The 15,047-nt window shown below is 46.7% G+C and carries 17 protein-coding genes, 1 tRNA gene and 1 rRNA gene; all 19 read left to right on the forward strand.

What is annotated here, in order from left to right:
* The first annotated feature begins 7 nt into the window (after positions 1-7).
* Positions 8-484 carry a flagellar export chaperone FliS gene (locus tag G589_RS0106070; protein ID WP_022769366.1) on the forward strand — a complete coding sequence of 159 codons (477 nt, stop codon included), beginning with the start codon at positions 8-10 and terminating at the stop codon, positions 482-484.
* 253 nt (positions 485-737) lie between these two features.
* Positions 738-1,130 (forward strand): prepilin peptidase, encoded by a 393-nt coding sequence (locus G589_RS20985; RefSeq protein WP_196811849.1) that lies wholly within the window; start codon positions 738-740, stop codon positions 1,128-1,130.
* Entirely contained in the window at positions 1,127-2,158 is a 1,032-nt protein-coding gene (locus G589_RS0106080) for a hypothetical protein (protein WP_026521460.1), read from the forward strand. Before G589_RS20985 ends, G589_RS0106080 begins: the two co-directional genes overlap by 4 nt.
* Positions 2,159-2,168: 10 nt before the next feature.
* Complete coding sequence (locus G589_RS0106085) at positions 2,169-3,395, forward strand: CpaF family protein (RefSeq protein ID WP_035775507.1); 1,227 nt, start codon at positions 2,169-2,171, stop codon at positions 3,393-3,395.
* Complete coding sequence (locus G589_RS19050) at positions 3,331-4,095, forward strand: type II secretion system F family protein (protein WP_155832501.1); 765 nt, start codon at positions 3,331-3,333, stop codon at positions 4,093-4,095. The genes G589_RS0106085 and G589_RS19050 overlap by 65 nt, the downstream gene beginning before the upstream one ends.
* Complete coding sequence (locus G589_RS0106095) at positions 4,088-5,554, forward strand: type II secretion system F family protein (protein WP_026521462.1); 1,467 nt, start codon at positions 4,088-4,090, stop codon at positions 5,552-5,554. The genes G589_RS19050 and G589_RS0106095 overlap by 8 nt, the downstream gene beginning before the upstream one ends.
* Positions 5,555-5,590: 36 nt before the next feature.
* The gene (locus G589_RS0106100; protein WP_022769412.1) at positions 5,591-5,800 is read left to right on the forward strand and encodes a Flp1 family type IVb pilin; all 210 of its coding nucleotides are present in this window, start codon (positions 5,591-5,593) and stop codon (positions 5,798-5,800) included.
* A 94-nt stretch (positions 5,801-5,894) separates the two neighbouring features.
* Entirely contained in the window at positions 5,895-7,223 is a 1,329-nt protein-coding gene (locus tag G589_RS0106105; RefSeq protein WP_026521463.1) for a DUF5702 domain-containing protein, read from the forward strand.
* Positions 7,213-8,031 (forward strand): TadE/TadG family type IV pilus assembly protein, encoded by an 819-nt coding sequence (locus G589_RS19055; protein WP_155832502.1) that lies wholly within the window; start codon positions 7,213-7,215, stop codon positions 8,029-8,031. The genes G589_RS0106105 and G589_RS19055 overlap by 11 nt, the downstream gene beginning before the upstream one ends.
* 5 nt (positions 8,032-8,036) lie before the next feature.
* Positions 8,037-8,486, forward strand: coding sequence for a hypothetical protein (locus G589_RS0106115; RefSeq protein WP_155832503.1), 450 nt, complete (start codon positions 8,037-8,039; stop codon positions 8,484-8,486).
* Positions 8,473-8,940, forward strand: coding sequence for a hypothetical protein (locus G589_RS0106120; RefSeq protein ID WP_155832504.1), 468 nt, complete (start codon positions 8,473-8,475; stop codon positions 8,938-8,940). The genes G589_RS0106115 and G589_RS0106120 overlap by 14 nt, the downstream gene beginning before the upstream one ends.
* On the forward strand, positions 8,937-10,316 hold the full coding sequence (locus tag G589_RS0106125; protein WP_081668947.1) for a DUF6382 domain-containing protein: 1,380 nt from the start codon (positions 8,937-8,939) through the stop codon (positions 10,314-10,316). The genes G589_RS0106120 and G589_RS0106125 overlap by 4 nt, the downstream gene beginning before the upstream one ends.
* Positions 10,317-10,363: 47 nt before the next feature.
* Positions 10,364-11,371, forward strand: coding sequence for an SCP2 sterol-binding domain-containing protein (locus G589_RS0106130; protein ID WP_026521467.1), 1,008 nt, complete (start codon positions 10,364-10,366; stop codon positions 11,369-11,371).
* Between the two features lie 15 nt (positions 11,372-11,386).
* The gene (locus G589_RS20990; RefSeq protein WP_051192215.1) at positions 11,387-12,034 is read left to right on the forward strand and encodes a rhomboid family intramembrane serine protease; all 648 of its coding nucleotides are present in this window, start codon (positions 11,387-11,389) and stop codon (positions 12,032-12,034) included.
* Positions 12,034-12,441: an HIT family protein gene (locus tag G589_RS0106140; protein ID WP_026521468.1), complete on the forward strand. Its 408-nt coding sequence runs from the start codon at positions 12,034-12,036 to the stop codon at positions 12,439-12,441. The genes G589_RS20990 and G589_RS0106140 overlap by 1 nt, the downstream gene beginning before the upstream one ends.
* Positions 12,442-12,453: 12 nt before the next feature.
* Positions 12,454-13,296: a fumarate hydratase gene (locus G589_RS0106145; protein ID WP_026521469.1), complete on the forward strand. Its 843-nt coding sequence runs from the start codon at positions 12,454-12,456 to the stop codon at positions 13,294-13,296.
* Between the two features lie 62 nt (positions 13,297-13,358).
* Positions 13,359-13,916, forward strand: a complete 558-nt coding sequence (locus tag G589_RS0106150) for a Fe-S-containing hydro-lyase (RefSeq protein WP_026521470.1) — start codon at positions 13,359-13,361, stop codon at positions 13,914-13,916.
* A gap of 99 nt (positions 13,917-14,015) precedes the next feature.
* A tRNA-Ser gene (locus G589_RS0106155) sits at positions 14,016-14,103 on the forward strand.
* A gap of 492 nt (positions 14,104-14,595) precedes the next feature.
* Positions 14,596-15,047: ribosomal RNA gene (locus tag G589_RS0106165) — 16S ribosomal RNA — on the forward strand; the annotation flags it as partial.

Below are 15,047 nucleotides of genomic sequence, written 5' to 3' on the forward strand. Positions count from 1 at the left end.
ATAATGTATGACACTGGAAAAGAAACAGGAATTTACACTTAAGATTTCAGAGGCCAACAAGACTCAGATGATCACCATCATCTATGAAATGGTGATGTACTATCTTGATGAGGCCATTGAGAATATCGGCATCGGCAAGAAGGAAGATGCGCAAAAGAGCTTGTTGCGTGCCCAGAACTGTATCGACGAGCTCATCCACTCCCTGAACATGGAGTATGAGCTGGCAAGGAATCTGTTTCAGATTTATATTTTCTCCAAAAAGGAGCTGGTGGTAGCATCTGCAACCTACAGTATCAACCGCATCTGGAGAGTTTTAAAGAACTTTAAGAACCTCCACGAGGCTTACGCAGAACTTGAAAAAGAGGACACATCGGATAAGCTTATGGGTAATACCCAGAAGGTTTATGCAGGTCTTACCTACGGAAAATACAGCTTAAACGAGGATGTTTCGGCAGCTTCCTACAACAGAGGACTTATGGCGTAAAAGACATCTTAAGAGAATCTTAAGATATTAATTTTTGCCGGGGAAATTTATTAATTTCCTTCATAGAGAAACGTATTTGCGACAAAATTAAGCGACAAACCCTAAGAACTAAGCGAAAGCAAAATTCTTAAGATTTGTCGCTTTTTCGATTTTGCCCGGGGTTTACAAAGTTTTTTCTCCATGTTAAATTCTTTTTCGCGAGCTCGATAAAACATCACGAAAGGGGTAGATTGTTATAGCCGTAGTTTTAATATTGTTTTTGACAGGCGCGGTATTCACGGATCTGTTCAAAGACAAAATATACAACGCCTGGGTGGTTCCGGGACTGCTACTTGGAATAGGAGCAAATCTTATCCGGGGGCAGGAGTTCTTTTTCGAATCCATCCTTGCAACAGGGGCAGCACTTCTGATACTGCTTCCCGTGTACTTCTTTAAAGGTATCGCAGCAGGCGACGTCAAACTCTTTATGTCTGCAGCATCTTTTCTAACTGTGCAGGATACTCTTTCCTGTATTCTGATCTCATTCCTGATCGCCGGAGTAATCTCGGTCGCGGTCATAATCCTAAAGAGAAATAAACAAAGATACATTCATTTCGCAGTGCCGATTCTTATGAGTGTTCTATTTGTGGCAGGAGGCATGTTATGAACTGTGTGACAATGGCTGTTTTTGACAGCGATGCTCTTTACTGTGAGAGGCTTTCGGAATACCTGCGAAGTCATCTTAAGCTCTCTTTTGAAATAATGTCATTCACTGAGGGCGGAAAGCTTTTAGAGTACCTTGATGAAAATGAAATAGCGCTTCTTGTGGTTTCGGAGAGTGATGCCCGCGGGCTTAATAGAGAAACCTTTGGCAGAAATTGCAGAAACATTATGATCCTTGATGAAGATGGGAAAAATGAAGAGTTGGAAGAATTATCCATAAGTTATGGCATCGGGATCTTTCATGTTAGCAAGTATCTGCCGGCAGCAGAGATCGTGGACAGGGTTTTAGAGCTCTGTATAAGCGGAGCAGAGGGCTTTTCAGGACTGAAGGTAAAGGCGCTTGACAGCACCTCTAAACTACTGGGCTTTTACACTCCCGTTTCGAGATGCGGACAGACTTCTTTTTCCATCAAGATGGGAGAGGCTCTTGCCAGAAAGGGCAGGACAATTCTTTTGAGTTTTGAGAGCTTTTCGGCCATCACAAGTCTCTTTGAACAGGAGGCTGAAGAGGATATTACGGACCTTCTGTATTTTGCGGATTGCGAGAGAGATAAGTTCTGCCTTTACCTTGAAAAGATAAAGAGAACCAGGAACGGCCTTGATTTCATAGCACCGGCCAAGACTGCCATGCAGGTCAAGGAGATCAGCTATGAAAAGATAAGGGAGCTGGTGGAGCTCTTAGCAAGAGAGGCGGGATACCAATACATTCTTTTTGACTTAAAAGATTATCCTGACGGCTTCTTTGAGATCCTTGATATGTGCGACATCGTCTATACCGTTATGAGAAACAACTCAGCTGACCATTACAGACTTGGAAGGTATGATAAAGCTCTTTTGGAAAATGACTATGAGAGGGTACTTACAAAGACCATGAAATGTCTGCTTCCGGATGGACGGGATATCACTGCTTACAACAGATTTATTGAGGACATCCTGATAAGAAGCAGGGAGGTAACAGGCGTTGGAGCGTAAGCTGCAGGAGATGAGGGCGGTGGTCAAGGACCGGGTCATGAACTCACTGGACTTCTCCAGGGAGATCACGGACCGGGAGATGTTTGAGATTATCGACAGAGAGATCTCAATGCAGCTAAGGCACAGGGCAGTTACTCTCGAGGAGAGAAAGAGCCTTAGGCAGCAGGTGTTTCACTCGATTAGAAAACTCGATGTACTGCAGCATCTGGTGGATGATCCGACCATCACTGAGATAATGGTCAATGGCACTGACAACATCTTTATCGAGAAAAACGGTGTGATCATGGAGTCGGATTGCAGGTTTGAGTCAAGGCAGCGCCTTGAGGATGTGGTCCAGCAGATCGTATCTTCCTGCAACAGAGTGGTCAACGAGTCATCGCCTATTGTGGATGCAAGGCTCGATAACGGGTCACGAGTAAACATTGTACTTAGCCCTGTTGCATTAAACGGTCCGATCGTGACCATAAGAAGATTTCCCGAAAAGCCCATCACAATGAGGCGGCTCATAGAGCTGGGCTCAATATCCGAATATCTGAAAAATTATATCGAGGTCCTTATAAAGGCCGGATATAACATCTTTATTTCCGGTGGTACGGGTTCCGGTAAAACCACCTTTCTGAATGCTCTTTCGGATTTTATTCCAAAGGATCAAAGACTAATAAGCATAGAGGACAACGCAGAGCTCCAGATCCTGGGGGTTCCAAACCTTGTGAGGATGGAAGCAAGAAACGCAAATGTGGAGGGCTGCAAGCCAATAACCATCAGGGACCTTATTAAGTCATCACTTCGTATGAGGCCTGACTGGATCGTGGTTGGTGAGGTCCGAGGCGATGAGTGTGTCGATATGTTACAGGCGATGAACACGGGTCATATGGCCATGTCCACAGGACACGCCAACAGTGCAGAGGATATGCTCTCGAGAATTGAGACCATGGTGCTGATGGGAATGGAGATTCCGCTCCCGGCAGTAAGAGGACAGATTGCATCGGGAATAGATATCGTGGTGCATCTGGGAAGGCTAAGGGACAGGACCAGAAAAGTGCTGGAGATATGCGAGCTGGAAAAGGAGCTTGATCCCGAAAGCGGAAGGATAAAGGTGAATACCCTCTTCAGGTTTGAAGAGGAGGGCGAGGATGAAAGAGGAAAAATCATAGGAAAATGGAGGAAAGTAAGTGAACTTAAAGCGACTGAAAAGCTTATGGCAGCAGGCCTTAGCTTACCCGAGGGGGATAAATGACATCCCGATACTTTTGCAGGGAGTGCTGATTGCACTGGCCTTTGGCAGGCTCTTCTACGATTCCTGGATTGCTGTGGCAGCTCTTTTACCTGTTGTGTTCCCGTGGTACGTGTATCAGAAAAAGCGCCAGATAGAGAGAAATACAAGGCTTATAGGGATACAGTTCAGGGATGCGATAAGCTCGGTCCTGACAAATCTCAAGGCCGGATACTCTCCGGAGAATGCTTTTCTTGAGGCTATCCATGACATGGAACTTCTCTATGGGAAAAAGAGCCTTATCTGCGCAGCACTTTCTAAGATCGGCAAGGGGATAAAGAACAACATTCCCTTGGAAAAGCTCATCTACAGGCTCGGCAAGGAGTCGGGCAACAGCGACATCAGGGATTTTGCGGAAGTCTTTGCTGTGGCCAAAAGGAGTGGTGGAAACATGACTCAGATAATTTCAAGGACTATAACGGTAATCTCCCAGAAGATGGATGTGGAAAAAGAGATCGACGTGCTTATCAGCGCAAAGAGGATGGAGGCAAGGATCATGAACATGGTGCCCTTCTTCATTATCTTTTACATAAGCCTAACAAGCCCCGGCTTTTTTGACCCGCTCTATCACAACCTGTTCGGGATCGTGCTCATGAGCATCTGCATGGGATTTTATGCCTTTGCATATTTTATGTCGGAAAGGATAGTAAACATCAATGTCTAAGCTTGCATTTACATATTTGATATTTCCGCTTGCAATGCTCATTTTGTGGTTTTTCTCAAAAGATCTCGAGCTTCCGCAGGGGATTGAGGACACCGGGATAAGCAGGGCTTATCTGAAGATCTCTCTTTTTATCTTCAGGAACATAAGGGGGAGAGTAAGGTCTTTTTCCTCGGAAAAAATACGTATGTATCTGGGGACACTTGAGCAGAAAAAGGATCTGGACAGTGCAGAGACCGAATACTTTATCAGGAAGATAAGCGTTGTGCTCCTTATGGCCAGCGCGGGATGCTTTTTGGCCTTCATGATGGCCATCGGCGCCGGGCAGAGTTCCAAGATAAACAATGGGAGAGTTATTGAGAGAAACTCCTTTGGTGAGAAGGAATACGAAGTTGACCTGGTGGCCACTGATGAAAACGGTGAAGAGATCGGCGAGTACACGCTTCCTGTTGAGACAAGGCAGTATACGGATGAAGAAGCAAATGCCCTGTTTGAGGAGGCGTCTGAGGTCCTTGAGAGGATTGTCCTTAAGGAGAATGAGAGCTTTGATGATGTGACGAAAGACTTAAGTCTGCCGGAGAGGATTCCGGGATATCCCTTTGATATCCGCTGGAAGATAGACAATCTGGAGGTGATCCACTTCGACGGTGAGCTCATTGAGGAAATGATCCCAAAGGAAGGCGCGCTGGTAAACCTTAGCGCCATCTACAGCTACAGAGACCTTCGGTGGCAGCAGTCCTTCTGCGCCCGGATAAGGCCAAGGGATCTAACACCTGTGGAGAGAACTTTTCTGGAGATAAAAGAGCTTTTGGACAAAGCCGATGAGGATTCCAAAGAGAAGCAGGAGATCATTCTGCCGGAGAGCTTTGATGAGGGGGAGATCCACTGGTCAGAGAAAGTAACCGACAACAGCATGCTGCTTCTGATGCTGACTCTTATCGGAAGTGCAGCCTCGTACGTTCTTAAGGACAAGGAGCTGAAGAAGGCCATGGAGGAGCGAGGGCAGCAGATGCTGGGGGATTATCCACAGTTCGTATCGCAGATCGTTCTGTATATGGGAGCCGGAATGACCATGAGGAATATCTTTGAAAAGCTTGGAAACGGGTACCTACGGAAAAAGAAAGAGATAGGAGAAAAGAAATATCTCTACGAAGAGGTCTTAAGGGCGGGAAGAGAGCTCTCAGCCGGAGCATCTGAAGGGAGTGTCTATGAGCACTTTGGCCTCAGGTGCTCGGGGCAGCAGTACACAAGGCTGTCAACGCTACTGTCTCAGAACCTGAGAAAAGGTAACAGCGAGCTTCTGGCTCTTTTACAGGAGGAGTCCAAAAAGGCCTTCGACGAGAGGATGGACAGGGTTCGCAAAGCGGGAGAGGAAGCCGGAACAAGGCTTCTTCTGCCCATGATAATCATGCTGGTGATCGTAATGATAGTGATAATGATACCGGCTTACATGGCATTTTGATCAAACAAATTTTGAATAAAAAGGGAGGAAAACAAAATGATCGAAGCAGTAAAGAATTTAGGAAAAAAGGTAGGGGGAGCAGTAAAGAGCTTCTGGAAGGACGAGAACGGAATGGGTACCGTCGAGGTAATACTTATCATAGTGGTGCTCATTGGACTTGTTATCGTATTTAAAGAGCAGATCTCCGGAATCGTTGAGGATGTCTTTAAGGCAATCAGACAGGATACACGTGTTATCACGAACTAAGGGTTATGTGACGGTATTTCTGTCGCTGTCCATAATGATAATCCTGTCACTTATCCTGGTCCTTTTTCAGGGGGCCAGGATAGGGGCAGTCAAAATGAAGACGGAATGTGTTGCGGATATCTCCATGAATTCAGTACTTGCCGAGTACAGCAGAGCGCTCTATGAGCAGTATGGGCTCCTGTTTGTGGATACTTCTTACGGGTGCGAGAACCCCTCCATCATAAACACACAGGAGCATCTAAGATATTATGCGCAAAAGAACTTTAGCAGGACTGTTCCGAGTCGACTTGCCGGAAATGATTCAATATTCTCTGCGTACTGCGATGGCGTAAGTATCACCGGAAGCTCTTTTGCCCTGGACAATAAAGGTGCGGTGCTAAACAGGCAGATAATTTCATATATGGGCGCCGAGCCTGTCGAGGGACTTCTTGCTGATGTTCAGACCAATGCACAGCTAATTCACGATGGAGCCCTCGATACCACGGATGTGGCGGCTATGGCTGCAGAAAATCAGGCGGCAATTGATGCCATTGAGCTTCCGCCCATCATAAACGAGGACGGAGAAGAAGAGGAGATGAGTCTTGCCAACCCTGCGGATGTGGTGAATTCACAAAGGGGCATTGGTGCTTTGAACCTGGCGATCAAGGACAAGTCAAGGATATCAAAGGTAACCGTAGACCTTGATCAGTATGCGTCTCACAGACAGCTAAATAAGGGGACAGGGCTTTATGACCAAGAGGATATCTCCGCCGGCGAAAGGCTTTTACTTGAGCAGTACTACTACGAGAAGTGCTCAAGGTACGGCGGCGAGCTTGATAAATCTCTTTTGAAATATCAGCTGGAGTACATGATCTACGGACAGAAGAGCGACTGGGGAAATCTTGAGAGAATGACTGAGAATCTGCTTTTCTGGAGAGAGGCATCAAACATGATCTACCTCTTTGGGTGTGATGCCAAGGTCGCGGAGGCGGAGTTTATTGCTGAGGTCGTCACTGCGCTGTTCTGTATTCCGGAGCTGGCAGACCTTGTGAAATACTCAATACTTTTTGCATGGACGTTTGCTGAGACTGTGTCGGACTTAAACATATTGTTCAGTGGTGGAAGGGTTCCTCTTTTTAAGAGCGATGCCACCTGGAGGCTAAGCCTTACAAATATGTTCGGCTTCAGGGATTTCCTAAACGGCGGGGATCTCGGAGAGGGCATGTACTATGAAGACTACGTAAGGGCAAGGCTCTTTATGGTGAGCCTTCCGGAGAAGACCATGCGCCTTGCGGACATAATTGAGATGGATGTGAGAAAGACTGCAGGAAATACGGCCTTTAAGATGGATCACTGCCTGGATACCTTCTGTGCGGAGATCCATGTAAGGACAAGGTTTGGGTACGACTGCAAGATAGAAAGGATATACGGATATGAGATGTAGGCACCACAGGCTGCCTGGCTCCATGACGGTAGAGGCTTCGCTTGCGCTTCCGCTGTTTATCTTCTTCTTCGCAAACATAATGACCATGTTCAATATTGTGAAGGTCCAATCTGATATGGAGGCTGCGCTTCACCAGACGGGGAGCGAGATGTCGCTTATGGCGTTTGACCTTAGGTTTGGAGAGGAGAGTCTCGGGGCAGAAGGCGGAGGAGCTGTGGATACACTGGCCGGGGCAGCAGGCGTTTTTTATGCAAAAGAGAAGGTGAGACAGTACCTCGGAGATGGCATAAATAAAAGCGTTGTCATGGACGGATTTGAGGGCATGAGCTTTATCCAGTCAAAAGTTCTTTTTGGAAATGACATCATCGACCTTGTGGTGGATTACAAGGTCCATCCCCTGATTCCGGTCATCGGGTTTAATGAATTTGGCGTGGAATCCAGATACTTCGGACGTGCATGGACCGGTTATGACATCTCGGCCGGTCTTGATATGGAGGGTGTCGAAGAGGAGATGGTCTATGTCACGGAGCACGGAGAGGTTTACCACAGGAGCATTGACTGCGAGCATCTTAGGCTTAAGGTGCAAAGCGTTCCCTTCGAGGATCTAAAGCACCTTCGCAACAACGACAGGAAGATATACTACGCCTGTGAATACTGCGGAGAGAACATCGGAGGAGGCAACGTTTTTATCACAGGATATGGCGAGAGGTATCACAGCAGTATTAACTGCCTGGCACTAAAGAGAAAGATTTATACGATACCGATTTCCGAAGTGGGCGGGCGCAGAGCCTGCAGCACCTGCGGATGAGCGTTATGGATAAGGAGTTAAAAGTGTTTTTTGGACTAGGTGTTTTGCTAATAATGATAATTTCATCTATCGGGGATATAAGGAGCAGAGACGTGTTTTTGTGGGAGATACTGGGATGCTTTGGTATGTCTTTTGCCAAAGTGGCAGTAAGTATATACGGGGGAAACTTCGATGCTTCGGATGTTCTGATGTCGCTGATGCCGGGAGTGTTTCTCCTGCTTTTGTCCTTTGTCAGTGGACAGAGCGTTGGCTACGGAGATGGTCTGCTGATTTTGTGCGCTGGTCCTGCTCTTGGAGCGGGAGTAGCAGTTATGGGGATGATCGCAGGAGTTTTCGCCTGCGGACTGATATCGGGGATTCTTCTGGTGCTTAAAAAGGTTGGGAAAAAGGCCAAAATGCCTTTTGTTCCATTCCTGACCTTAGGGATGGGGGTGATGATGTTTGCGCAGATTTAAAGGTTATATGACGCTGGAGGCTTCCTTCATTGTGCCGATGGTCATCTGCGTCTTTGCGCTGCTCATCTACTTCTCGTACTACCTCTATGGCAGATGTATTCTGTCGCAGGACGCATATATACTGGCTTTCAGGGCAAGCGTTGCAGATGAGGAAATATATGGAAGCCCTGAGAATTATGTATACGAAAAGTCATCGCAGGTTGTGGGCAAAAAGTATTTTGGCAGTGCGACTCCAAGATTTGAAGCAGCATCGTCGGGAAAAGAAATCCGGGTACATGGGTACTCAACAGCCAGGCACTCAGCCATGGGAAGGTACTTTTTAAAGCCTCAAAGCGGCTGGGAATATGAAGCAGCCGGAAGGGCTAAGAGTTTTGGCTATGCAGAGCACATCAGAAAGTTCACGAGACTTCAGGATTTGGGAAAAGAGATTTTGGAAACAATAGGAGATGAATGATGGAGTACAAGTATTACAGAGAATTAAAGCATAACTACCTTGTGTTTGAGGATAAGAGCAAAGAGGGCGAGAGCAGGTATCAGTATAAGATCGCAGAAAGTGGCAGGATAAAGGGCCTTGTGCCTCTGACCGAGAGGAGCATAAACGGAGATAAGTTTCTTTATTACGAGATAAATTCCATGCAGAGCCTTGGGGACAGATTCGCATCAAGCGGGATGAATGCCGCCCAGGTAAAGAGCCTTCTTACTGATATAAAGAATGTTCTCGAGGGCTTGTCTGAATTTCTGCTGGGAGAAGAAGGAATCGTCTTTAACAGCAGGAGCATATATACGGACCTTACAAGCGGAGCGTGCAGATTTATTTACTGTCCTTTTTATGATGAGGGGAAGAGCTTTCCCGAGTTTGCCATGGAGCTTTTGGAGCTGGTGGATGAAAATGACAGAGAGGCTACCGAGCTGGTCTACAGGCTTTGCGAGCAGAGTGCTGCCTTTGGTGATTTTATTTATGAGGCACTGGAAAAGACGCTGACAGAAGGAACTTGTGAGACAGAGGAGACTGTTTATAAGGAAAAGTATGAGGCAAACTTTACTGAAAGCTTTGACATGACAGATGCAGAGGATGTCGCAGACTCTTTTGACGAATACGAGGAAGATGAAGGTGAGAGAAGGCTTAAGCGCTCCGGAAAGAGACTTGGCGGAAAGCTCCAGCTGCTCTTTTCTTTACTGTTCTTCTGCGTAGTGGGAGCTATGGTTTATATAAGAATGAACTACATCCTTTCAAACGAGGAGAATATGCTGTCAATCTTTGTAATGCTTGTATCGGTTGTAACGGGAGTGGTGGCACTTGTCGGCGGATTTAAGGAGCTTAGAGGCGGTGTGGAAGCGCCCGGCAAAGGCAAGAAGACCAAAGAGCTCAATGAGGATGAGATGTATCCTGAGGCGGATATTAGCTATGGGGGCGAAGAAGATGATTTTGGATACGAAGAAGATTATGATTTCGTAAAACCTGCAAGGGCCGAAAGCTCTTTTACCAAAGAAACAGCCCTGTGCGGAGAGACAGTTGTTCTTGATGAGGTAAGAAGTGAAGGCATCGCACTCTTTAGCAGGAATCTGGACAAGACGGTAAGGATTGCCTTTGACAAACTGCCGCTGACTGTCGGGAAAATGGAAGGATGCGTTGATAAGGTGCTGAGCGATATGAGCATCTCAAGGATGCATTGCAGGTTTGTAAGCGACGGGGGAAGGGTTGCCGTGATTGACCTCGGCTCAACGAATGGAACCTACAAAAACGGTCTTAAGCTCCTTCCCCAGCAAAAGACCTACATCGATGAAGGGGACGAGATAAGGCTTGGCAGAGTTTGTTTTGATTGCAGATAAATAGGAGATTGTGTGATATAATACGATTATTAAGCGGAGGGGAGTTCATGAAGGTAAATATCTATTACGGCGGACGCGGAATCATCGATGATCCAACGCTTTTCGTCATCTCACAGATCACAGCGGTTTTACAGGAACTTAATGTAAAGGTACAGCAGTACAATCTCTATGAACAGAGAAATGGCATCACAGCTCTGCCCAACACTCTTAAGGATGCGGACGGAATCATTCTGGCATCAACGGTTGAGTGGTACGGAATCGGCGGATACATGATGCAGTTTCTTGATGCCTGCTGGCTCTACGGTGACAAGGACAAGATCAGACAGATCTACATGGCGCCTGTTGTCATGAGCACAACTCACGGTGAGAGAGAAGGCATGATGAGCCTTGCAGCTGCCTGGGAGATGTTGGGCGGACTTCCGTGTGACGGAATGTGCGGATATATTGCGGATACCACCAAGCTTGAGAACAGCTCGGAGTACGGCAAGATAATAGATAAGAAGGCGGAGAACATCTACAGGACCATCAATCAGAAGATGCCGGTATTCCCTGCAAGTAATCAGGCGGTCATCAACAAGGTCGGCGTTGCCAAGAGCATAGACCTTACTCCGCAGGAATCTGAGCAGCTCTCGGAGTATGCTTCGGATGACAAGTACGTTCGCAAGCAGAAGGAAGACCTTCAGGAGCTTGCCAGCATATTCAGGGACAAGATGGGACAGGAAGATGCCCTTGGAAGTTCCGAGGAATATGCTAAGACTCTTAACAAGAAATTCACTCCTGTTGCAGGAGTTGTGGCTAAGTACAAGATTTCTTTTTCCGATAACGGTAAGCTTAAGCCTATCATCATAGATGTAGATAACAGTAAGTGCGACTGCCACGTGGGAGACGAGGAAGGTTGCGATGTTTCACTTACTTCAGATCAGAGAACCTTTGAAGACATCCTTGGGGGGAGACTTAGCTTCCAGAGAGCCTTTATGGCAGGAAGCATTAAGATGAAGGGAGACTTCAAGCTTCTTAGAAGCATGGATCAGTTCTTTGACCTTATGGCAGATTAAGTTGGGGAAATCCGGATGCAGGATACTTACGTCTCTGAGGGAGATTATTGGCAAAGACAGGAGCAGATATACAAGAGCTCTTATATAACACTGGCACTGCTGGCCATTAACGTGGTCGTTTTCTTGCTGTGCAGTTTTGCCTTTGGCTGGATGTATGAAAAGGGGGCCATGATCACTGAAGTTGTCCTTAGGGACGGCCAGTATTACAGGCTCTTTACAGCCATGTTCCTTCACGCTGATCCTCAGCACCTCATAAATAACATGCTGATGCTTGCCATTGGCGGCGCTATAGTTGAGCACTACACAGGGCATGCGTTCTACTTTTTCCTTTATATGTTGTCGGGGCTCTTTGGCAACATGATATCCATGGCTTATGAAATCCAGAACAGACTCAGCTGGGTCTCGGTCGGGGCAAGCGGCGCCATTATGGGGCTGGTTGGCTTTGTTGTAGTATGGATTTTGGTAAACAGAAAGACTTTTATAAGAAGCAGAAACCTTATGATAAGACTTGCGCTTTTGGGAGTCTTTGTTATTGAGGCCTGCTTTTTCCAGAAGGGTGCAAACACCGCGGCTCACACCGGAGGCTTTTTAACGGGAGCTGTTTTAGGCGTTATAAATATCATTGTTTTAAAGAACAACAAGAATATGGAGGGACTTGCATAATGGAAAACTGTATCTTTTGTAAAATCGCAGCGGGAGAGATTCCGTCAAATACTATATACGAGGACGATTCCTTCAGGGTTATCCTTGACCTTGGCCCTGCAACAAAGGGACATGCCCTGGTTCTTCCCAAGAACCACTATGCGGATCTTTTTGAGCTCCCTGAGGACGTTTTGGCTGATGCAGCCAAGGTTGCCAAGAAGGTGGCAGGAACTATGAAGGAGAAGCTATCATGCGACGGTCTTAACCTCGTACAGAACAACGGAGAGGCAGCAGGACAGACTGTTATGCATTTCCATCTTCATATCATTCCAAGATATGCAAACGACGGGCAGCACATTTTATGGAAGCCCACAAGCCCTTCACCTGAGGAGCTTGCAGCAATCAAAGACACAATTGTGGGAGCCTGATCGGGAGAAGCTATGCGTGAAATAGAAGTTAAGCAAATTACAGAGGCGGTTAAGAAGCTGTGCATCGACGCTAATCATTTCCTCTCTAAGGATATGGAGGACGCTCTTGTGAAGGCTCAAAGCGCCGAGGAGTCAGAGCTTGGTAAAAAGATATTTGCCCAGCTCCGTGAGAACCTCGATATCGCCGGAAAAGACATGATACCAATCTGCCAGGATACCGGAATGGCAGTCCTGTTTGTAAAGGTTGGTCAGGATGTGCACTTTGTGGGTGGAGATCTGACAGAAGCCATAAACGAAGGCGTGCGCCGTGGATATACAGAAGGCTTCCTCAGAAAGAGCGTTGTATCGGACCCTCTTATAAGAAAGAACACAGGAGATAACACTCCTGCGATCATACATTATGAGATAGTTCCCGGAGATAAGGTAGAGATAACCTGTGCTCCCAAGGGCTTTGGAAGCGAGAACATGAGCAGAGTCTTCATGCTCAAGCCCGCCGATGGTGAAGAGGGTGTTAAGAATGCCATCGTTCAGGCTGTTATGGACGCCGGCCCCAATGCCTGCCCACCTATGGTTGTAGGTGTAGGCATCGGAGGAACCTTCGAGAAGTGCGCCATCATGGCTAAGCAGGCTCTTACCAGAAAGGCCGGAGAGCATTCAGACATACCCTACATCGCTGATATGGAAAAAGAGGTGCTTGATAGGATCAACGCAAGTGGAATAGGTCCGGCAGGACTTGGCGGAAGAATAACAGCTCTTGCAGTCAACATCAACACCTACGCAACGCATATCGCAGGACTTCCTGTGGCTGTGAATATATGCTGCCATGTAAACAGACATGCATTCGCGACAATCTGACAGTTTTGCAGAAACTCTTCTAATATAAGAATAAGAGAACTTACGATAGAAGGAATTAGAGAATGGACAGAGAATTACAGGCCCCTATCGATCCTGCTTTGGCAAAAGAGCTAAAGGCCGGCGATATGGTATACATAACCGGAACCATATATACAGCCAGAGATGCTGCGCACAAGAGAATGGATGAAGCTCTCTCGAAGGGTGAGGAACTTCCTTTTGATATAAGGGGAAATCTCATCTATTATATGGGGCCATCCCCTGCAAGAGAGGGAAGACCCATCGGCTCTGCCGGACCAACCACAGCAAGCCGTATGGATAAGTATGCCCCAAAACTCCTTGACCTCGGGCTTGGCGGAATGATAGGCAAGGGCAAGAGGAGCAAAGAGGTTATAGATGCCATGGTGAGAAACGGAGCTGTTTACTTTGCAGCTATCGGCGGAGCAGGAGCTCTTCTTTCCAAGGCTATTACTGCTTCTGAAGTTATTGCCTATAATGATCTTGGTACTGAGGCAATCAGAAAGCTTACAGTGGAGAGATTCCCTGCAATAGTAGTAATTGATTCAGAAGGAAACAATCTCTACGAGACTGCCGGTGCTGCTTACAGGAGGGAGTTGGAATAAAACAATTGACAAAGACTGTATGGCTTTGTATAATTACATTTGCGTCTTAGGTTTTAACGGACGCATGAAACTCACATATTGGTAGTGGGATTCAGGCATGGAGAAATACTCAAGTGGCTGAAGAGGCGCCCCTGCTAAGGGTGTAGGTCGTTTACGCGGCGCGCGGGTTCAAATCCCGCTTTCTCCGTTTAGCAAAGAAATGGAAGTCCAATGGACTTCCTTTTTTATTCCTTCCGGGGTGTAATTTTGAATCACCCTGGTGGCCGGATCAGATAACCGGTTTAAATGACCACTATAAATAGAAGGAAAATCCTCTTCAAAGTACAACATTTTGTGGAAAATAAGATTTATAAAAATTTCCAAAAAAAGGTGTTGCATTTAAGATTTGGCTTTGCTATAATAACTTTTGCCCGTTTGAAGAGGGGCATGGAACCTAGGAAACAAGCCGTTTCCAAAAAGTTCCAAAAAATATTTTAAAAAAGTTGTTGACAAAGATTGCTGAACATGATATTCTAAATGAGTTGCGGCAATACGGAGCAACAACAAAGCACCTTGACAAATAAACAGTAATGCAACCCTGAAAAATTCCAAGAGAATTATTCAGAAGTAACAAACCAAAAGTAATAACGGACAGAACGAAAAGCTAACGTTTTAGTTCTGGCTGGAATTGAACTTATTTTAACGTGAGAGTTCGATCCTGGCTCAGGATGAACGCTGGCGGCGTGCCTAACACATGCAAGTCGAACGGAGTTTACTCGCTGATGAAGCTTCGGCAGAATCTTGAGTAAACTTAGTGGCGGACGGGTGAGTAACGCGTGGGCAACCTGCCTCATACTGGGGGATAGCAGTTGGAAACGACTGATAATACCGCATAAGCGCACAACATCGCATGATCCAGTGTGAAAAACTCCGGTGGTATGAGATGGGCCCGCGTCAGATTAGCTAGTTGGTAAGGTAACGGCTTACCAAGGCGACGATCTGTAGCCGGACTGAGAGGTCGGACGGCCACATTGGGACTGAGACACGGCCCAAACTCCTACGGGAGGCAGCAGTGGGGGATATTGCACAATGGAGGAAACTCTGATGCAGCGACGCCGCGTGAGTGAAGAAGTATTTCGGTATGTAAAGCTC

It is taken from the genome of Butyrivibrio sp. VCB2001, from assembly GCF_000423965.1.
GTDB lineage: Bacteria > Bacillota > Clostridia > Lachnospirales > Lachnospiraceae > Butyrivibrio.

Bases quoted from the DNA above. Each gene is read 5' to 3' on its own strand.
- G589_RS0106145 (WP_026521469.1), top strand. From the start codon at position 12,454: ATGCGTGAAATAGAAGTTAAGCAAATTACAGAGGCGGTTAAGAAGCTG.
- G589_RS0106115 (WP_155832503.1), top strand. From the start codon at position 8,037: ATGGATAAGGAGTTAAAAGTGTTTTTTGGACTAGGTGTTTTGCTAATA.
- G589_RS0106085 (WP_035775507.1), top strand. From the start codon at position 2,169: ATGAGGGCGGTGGTCAAGGACCGGGTCATGAACTCACTGGACTTCTCC.
- G589_RS0106125 (WP_081668947.1), top strand. From the start codon at position 8,937: ATGATGGAGTACAAGTATTACAGAGAATTAAAGCATAACTACCTTGTG.
- G589_RS0106130 (WP_026521467.1), top strand. From the start codon at position 10,364: ATGAAGGTAAATATCTATTACGGCGGACGCGGAATCATCGATGATCCA.
- G589_RS20990 (WP_051192215.1), top strand. From the start codon at position 11,387: ATGCAGGATACTTACGTCTCTGAGGGAGATTATTGGCAAAGACAGGAG.
- G589_RS0106080 (WP_026521460.1), top strand. From the start codon at position 1,127: ATGAACTGTGTGACAATGGCTGTTTTTGACAGCGATGCTCTTTACTGT.
- G589_RS0106140 (WP_026521468.1), top strand. From the start codon at position 12,034: ATGGAAAACTGTATCTTTTGTAAAATCGCAGCGGGAGAGATTCCGTCA.
- G589_RS0106095 (WP_026521462.1), top strand. From the start codon at position 4,088: ATGTCTAAGCTTGCATTTACATATTTGATATTTCCGCTTGCAATGCTC.
- G589_RS0106105 (WP_026521463.1), top strand. From the start codon at position 5,895: ATGAAGACGGAATGTGTTGCGGATATCTCCATGAATTCAGTACTTGCC.
- G589_RS0106100 (WP_022769412.1), top strand. From the start codon at position 5,591: ATGATCGAAGCAGTAAAGAATTTAGGAAAAAAGGTAGGGGGAGCAGTA.
- G589_RS19055 (WP_155832502.1), top strand. From the start codon at position 7,213: ATGAGATGTAGGCACCACAGGCTGCCTGGCTCCATGACGGTAGAGGCT.
- G589_RS0106150 (WP_026521470.1), top strand. From the start codon at position 13,359: ATGGACAGAGAATTACAGGCCCCTATCGATCCTGCTTTGGCAAAAGAG.
- G589_RS0106070 (WP_022769366.1), top strand. From the start codon at position 8: ATGACACTGGAAAAGAAACAGGAATTTACACTTAAGATTTCAGAGGCC.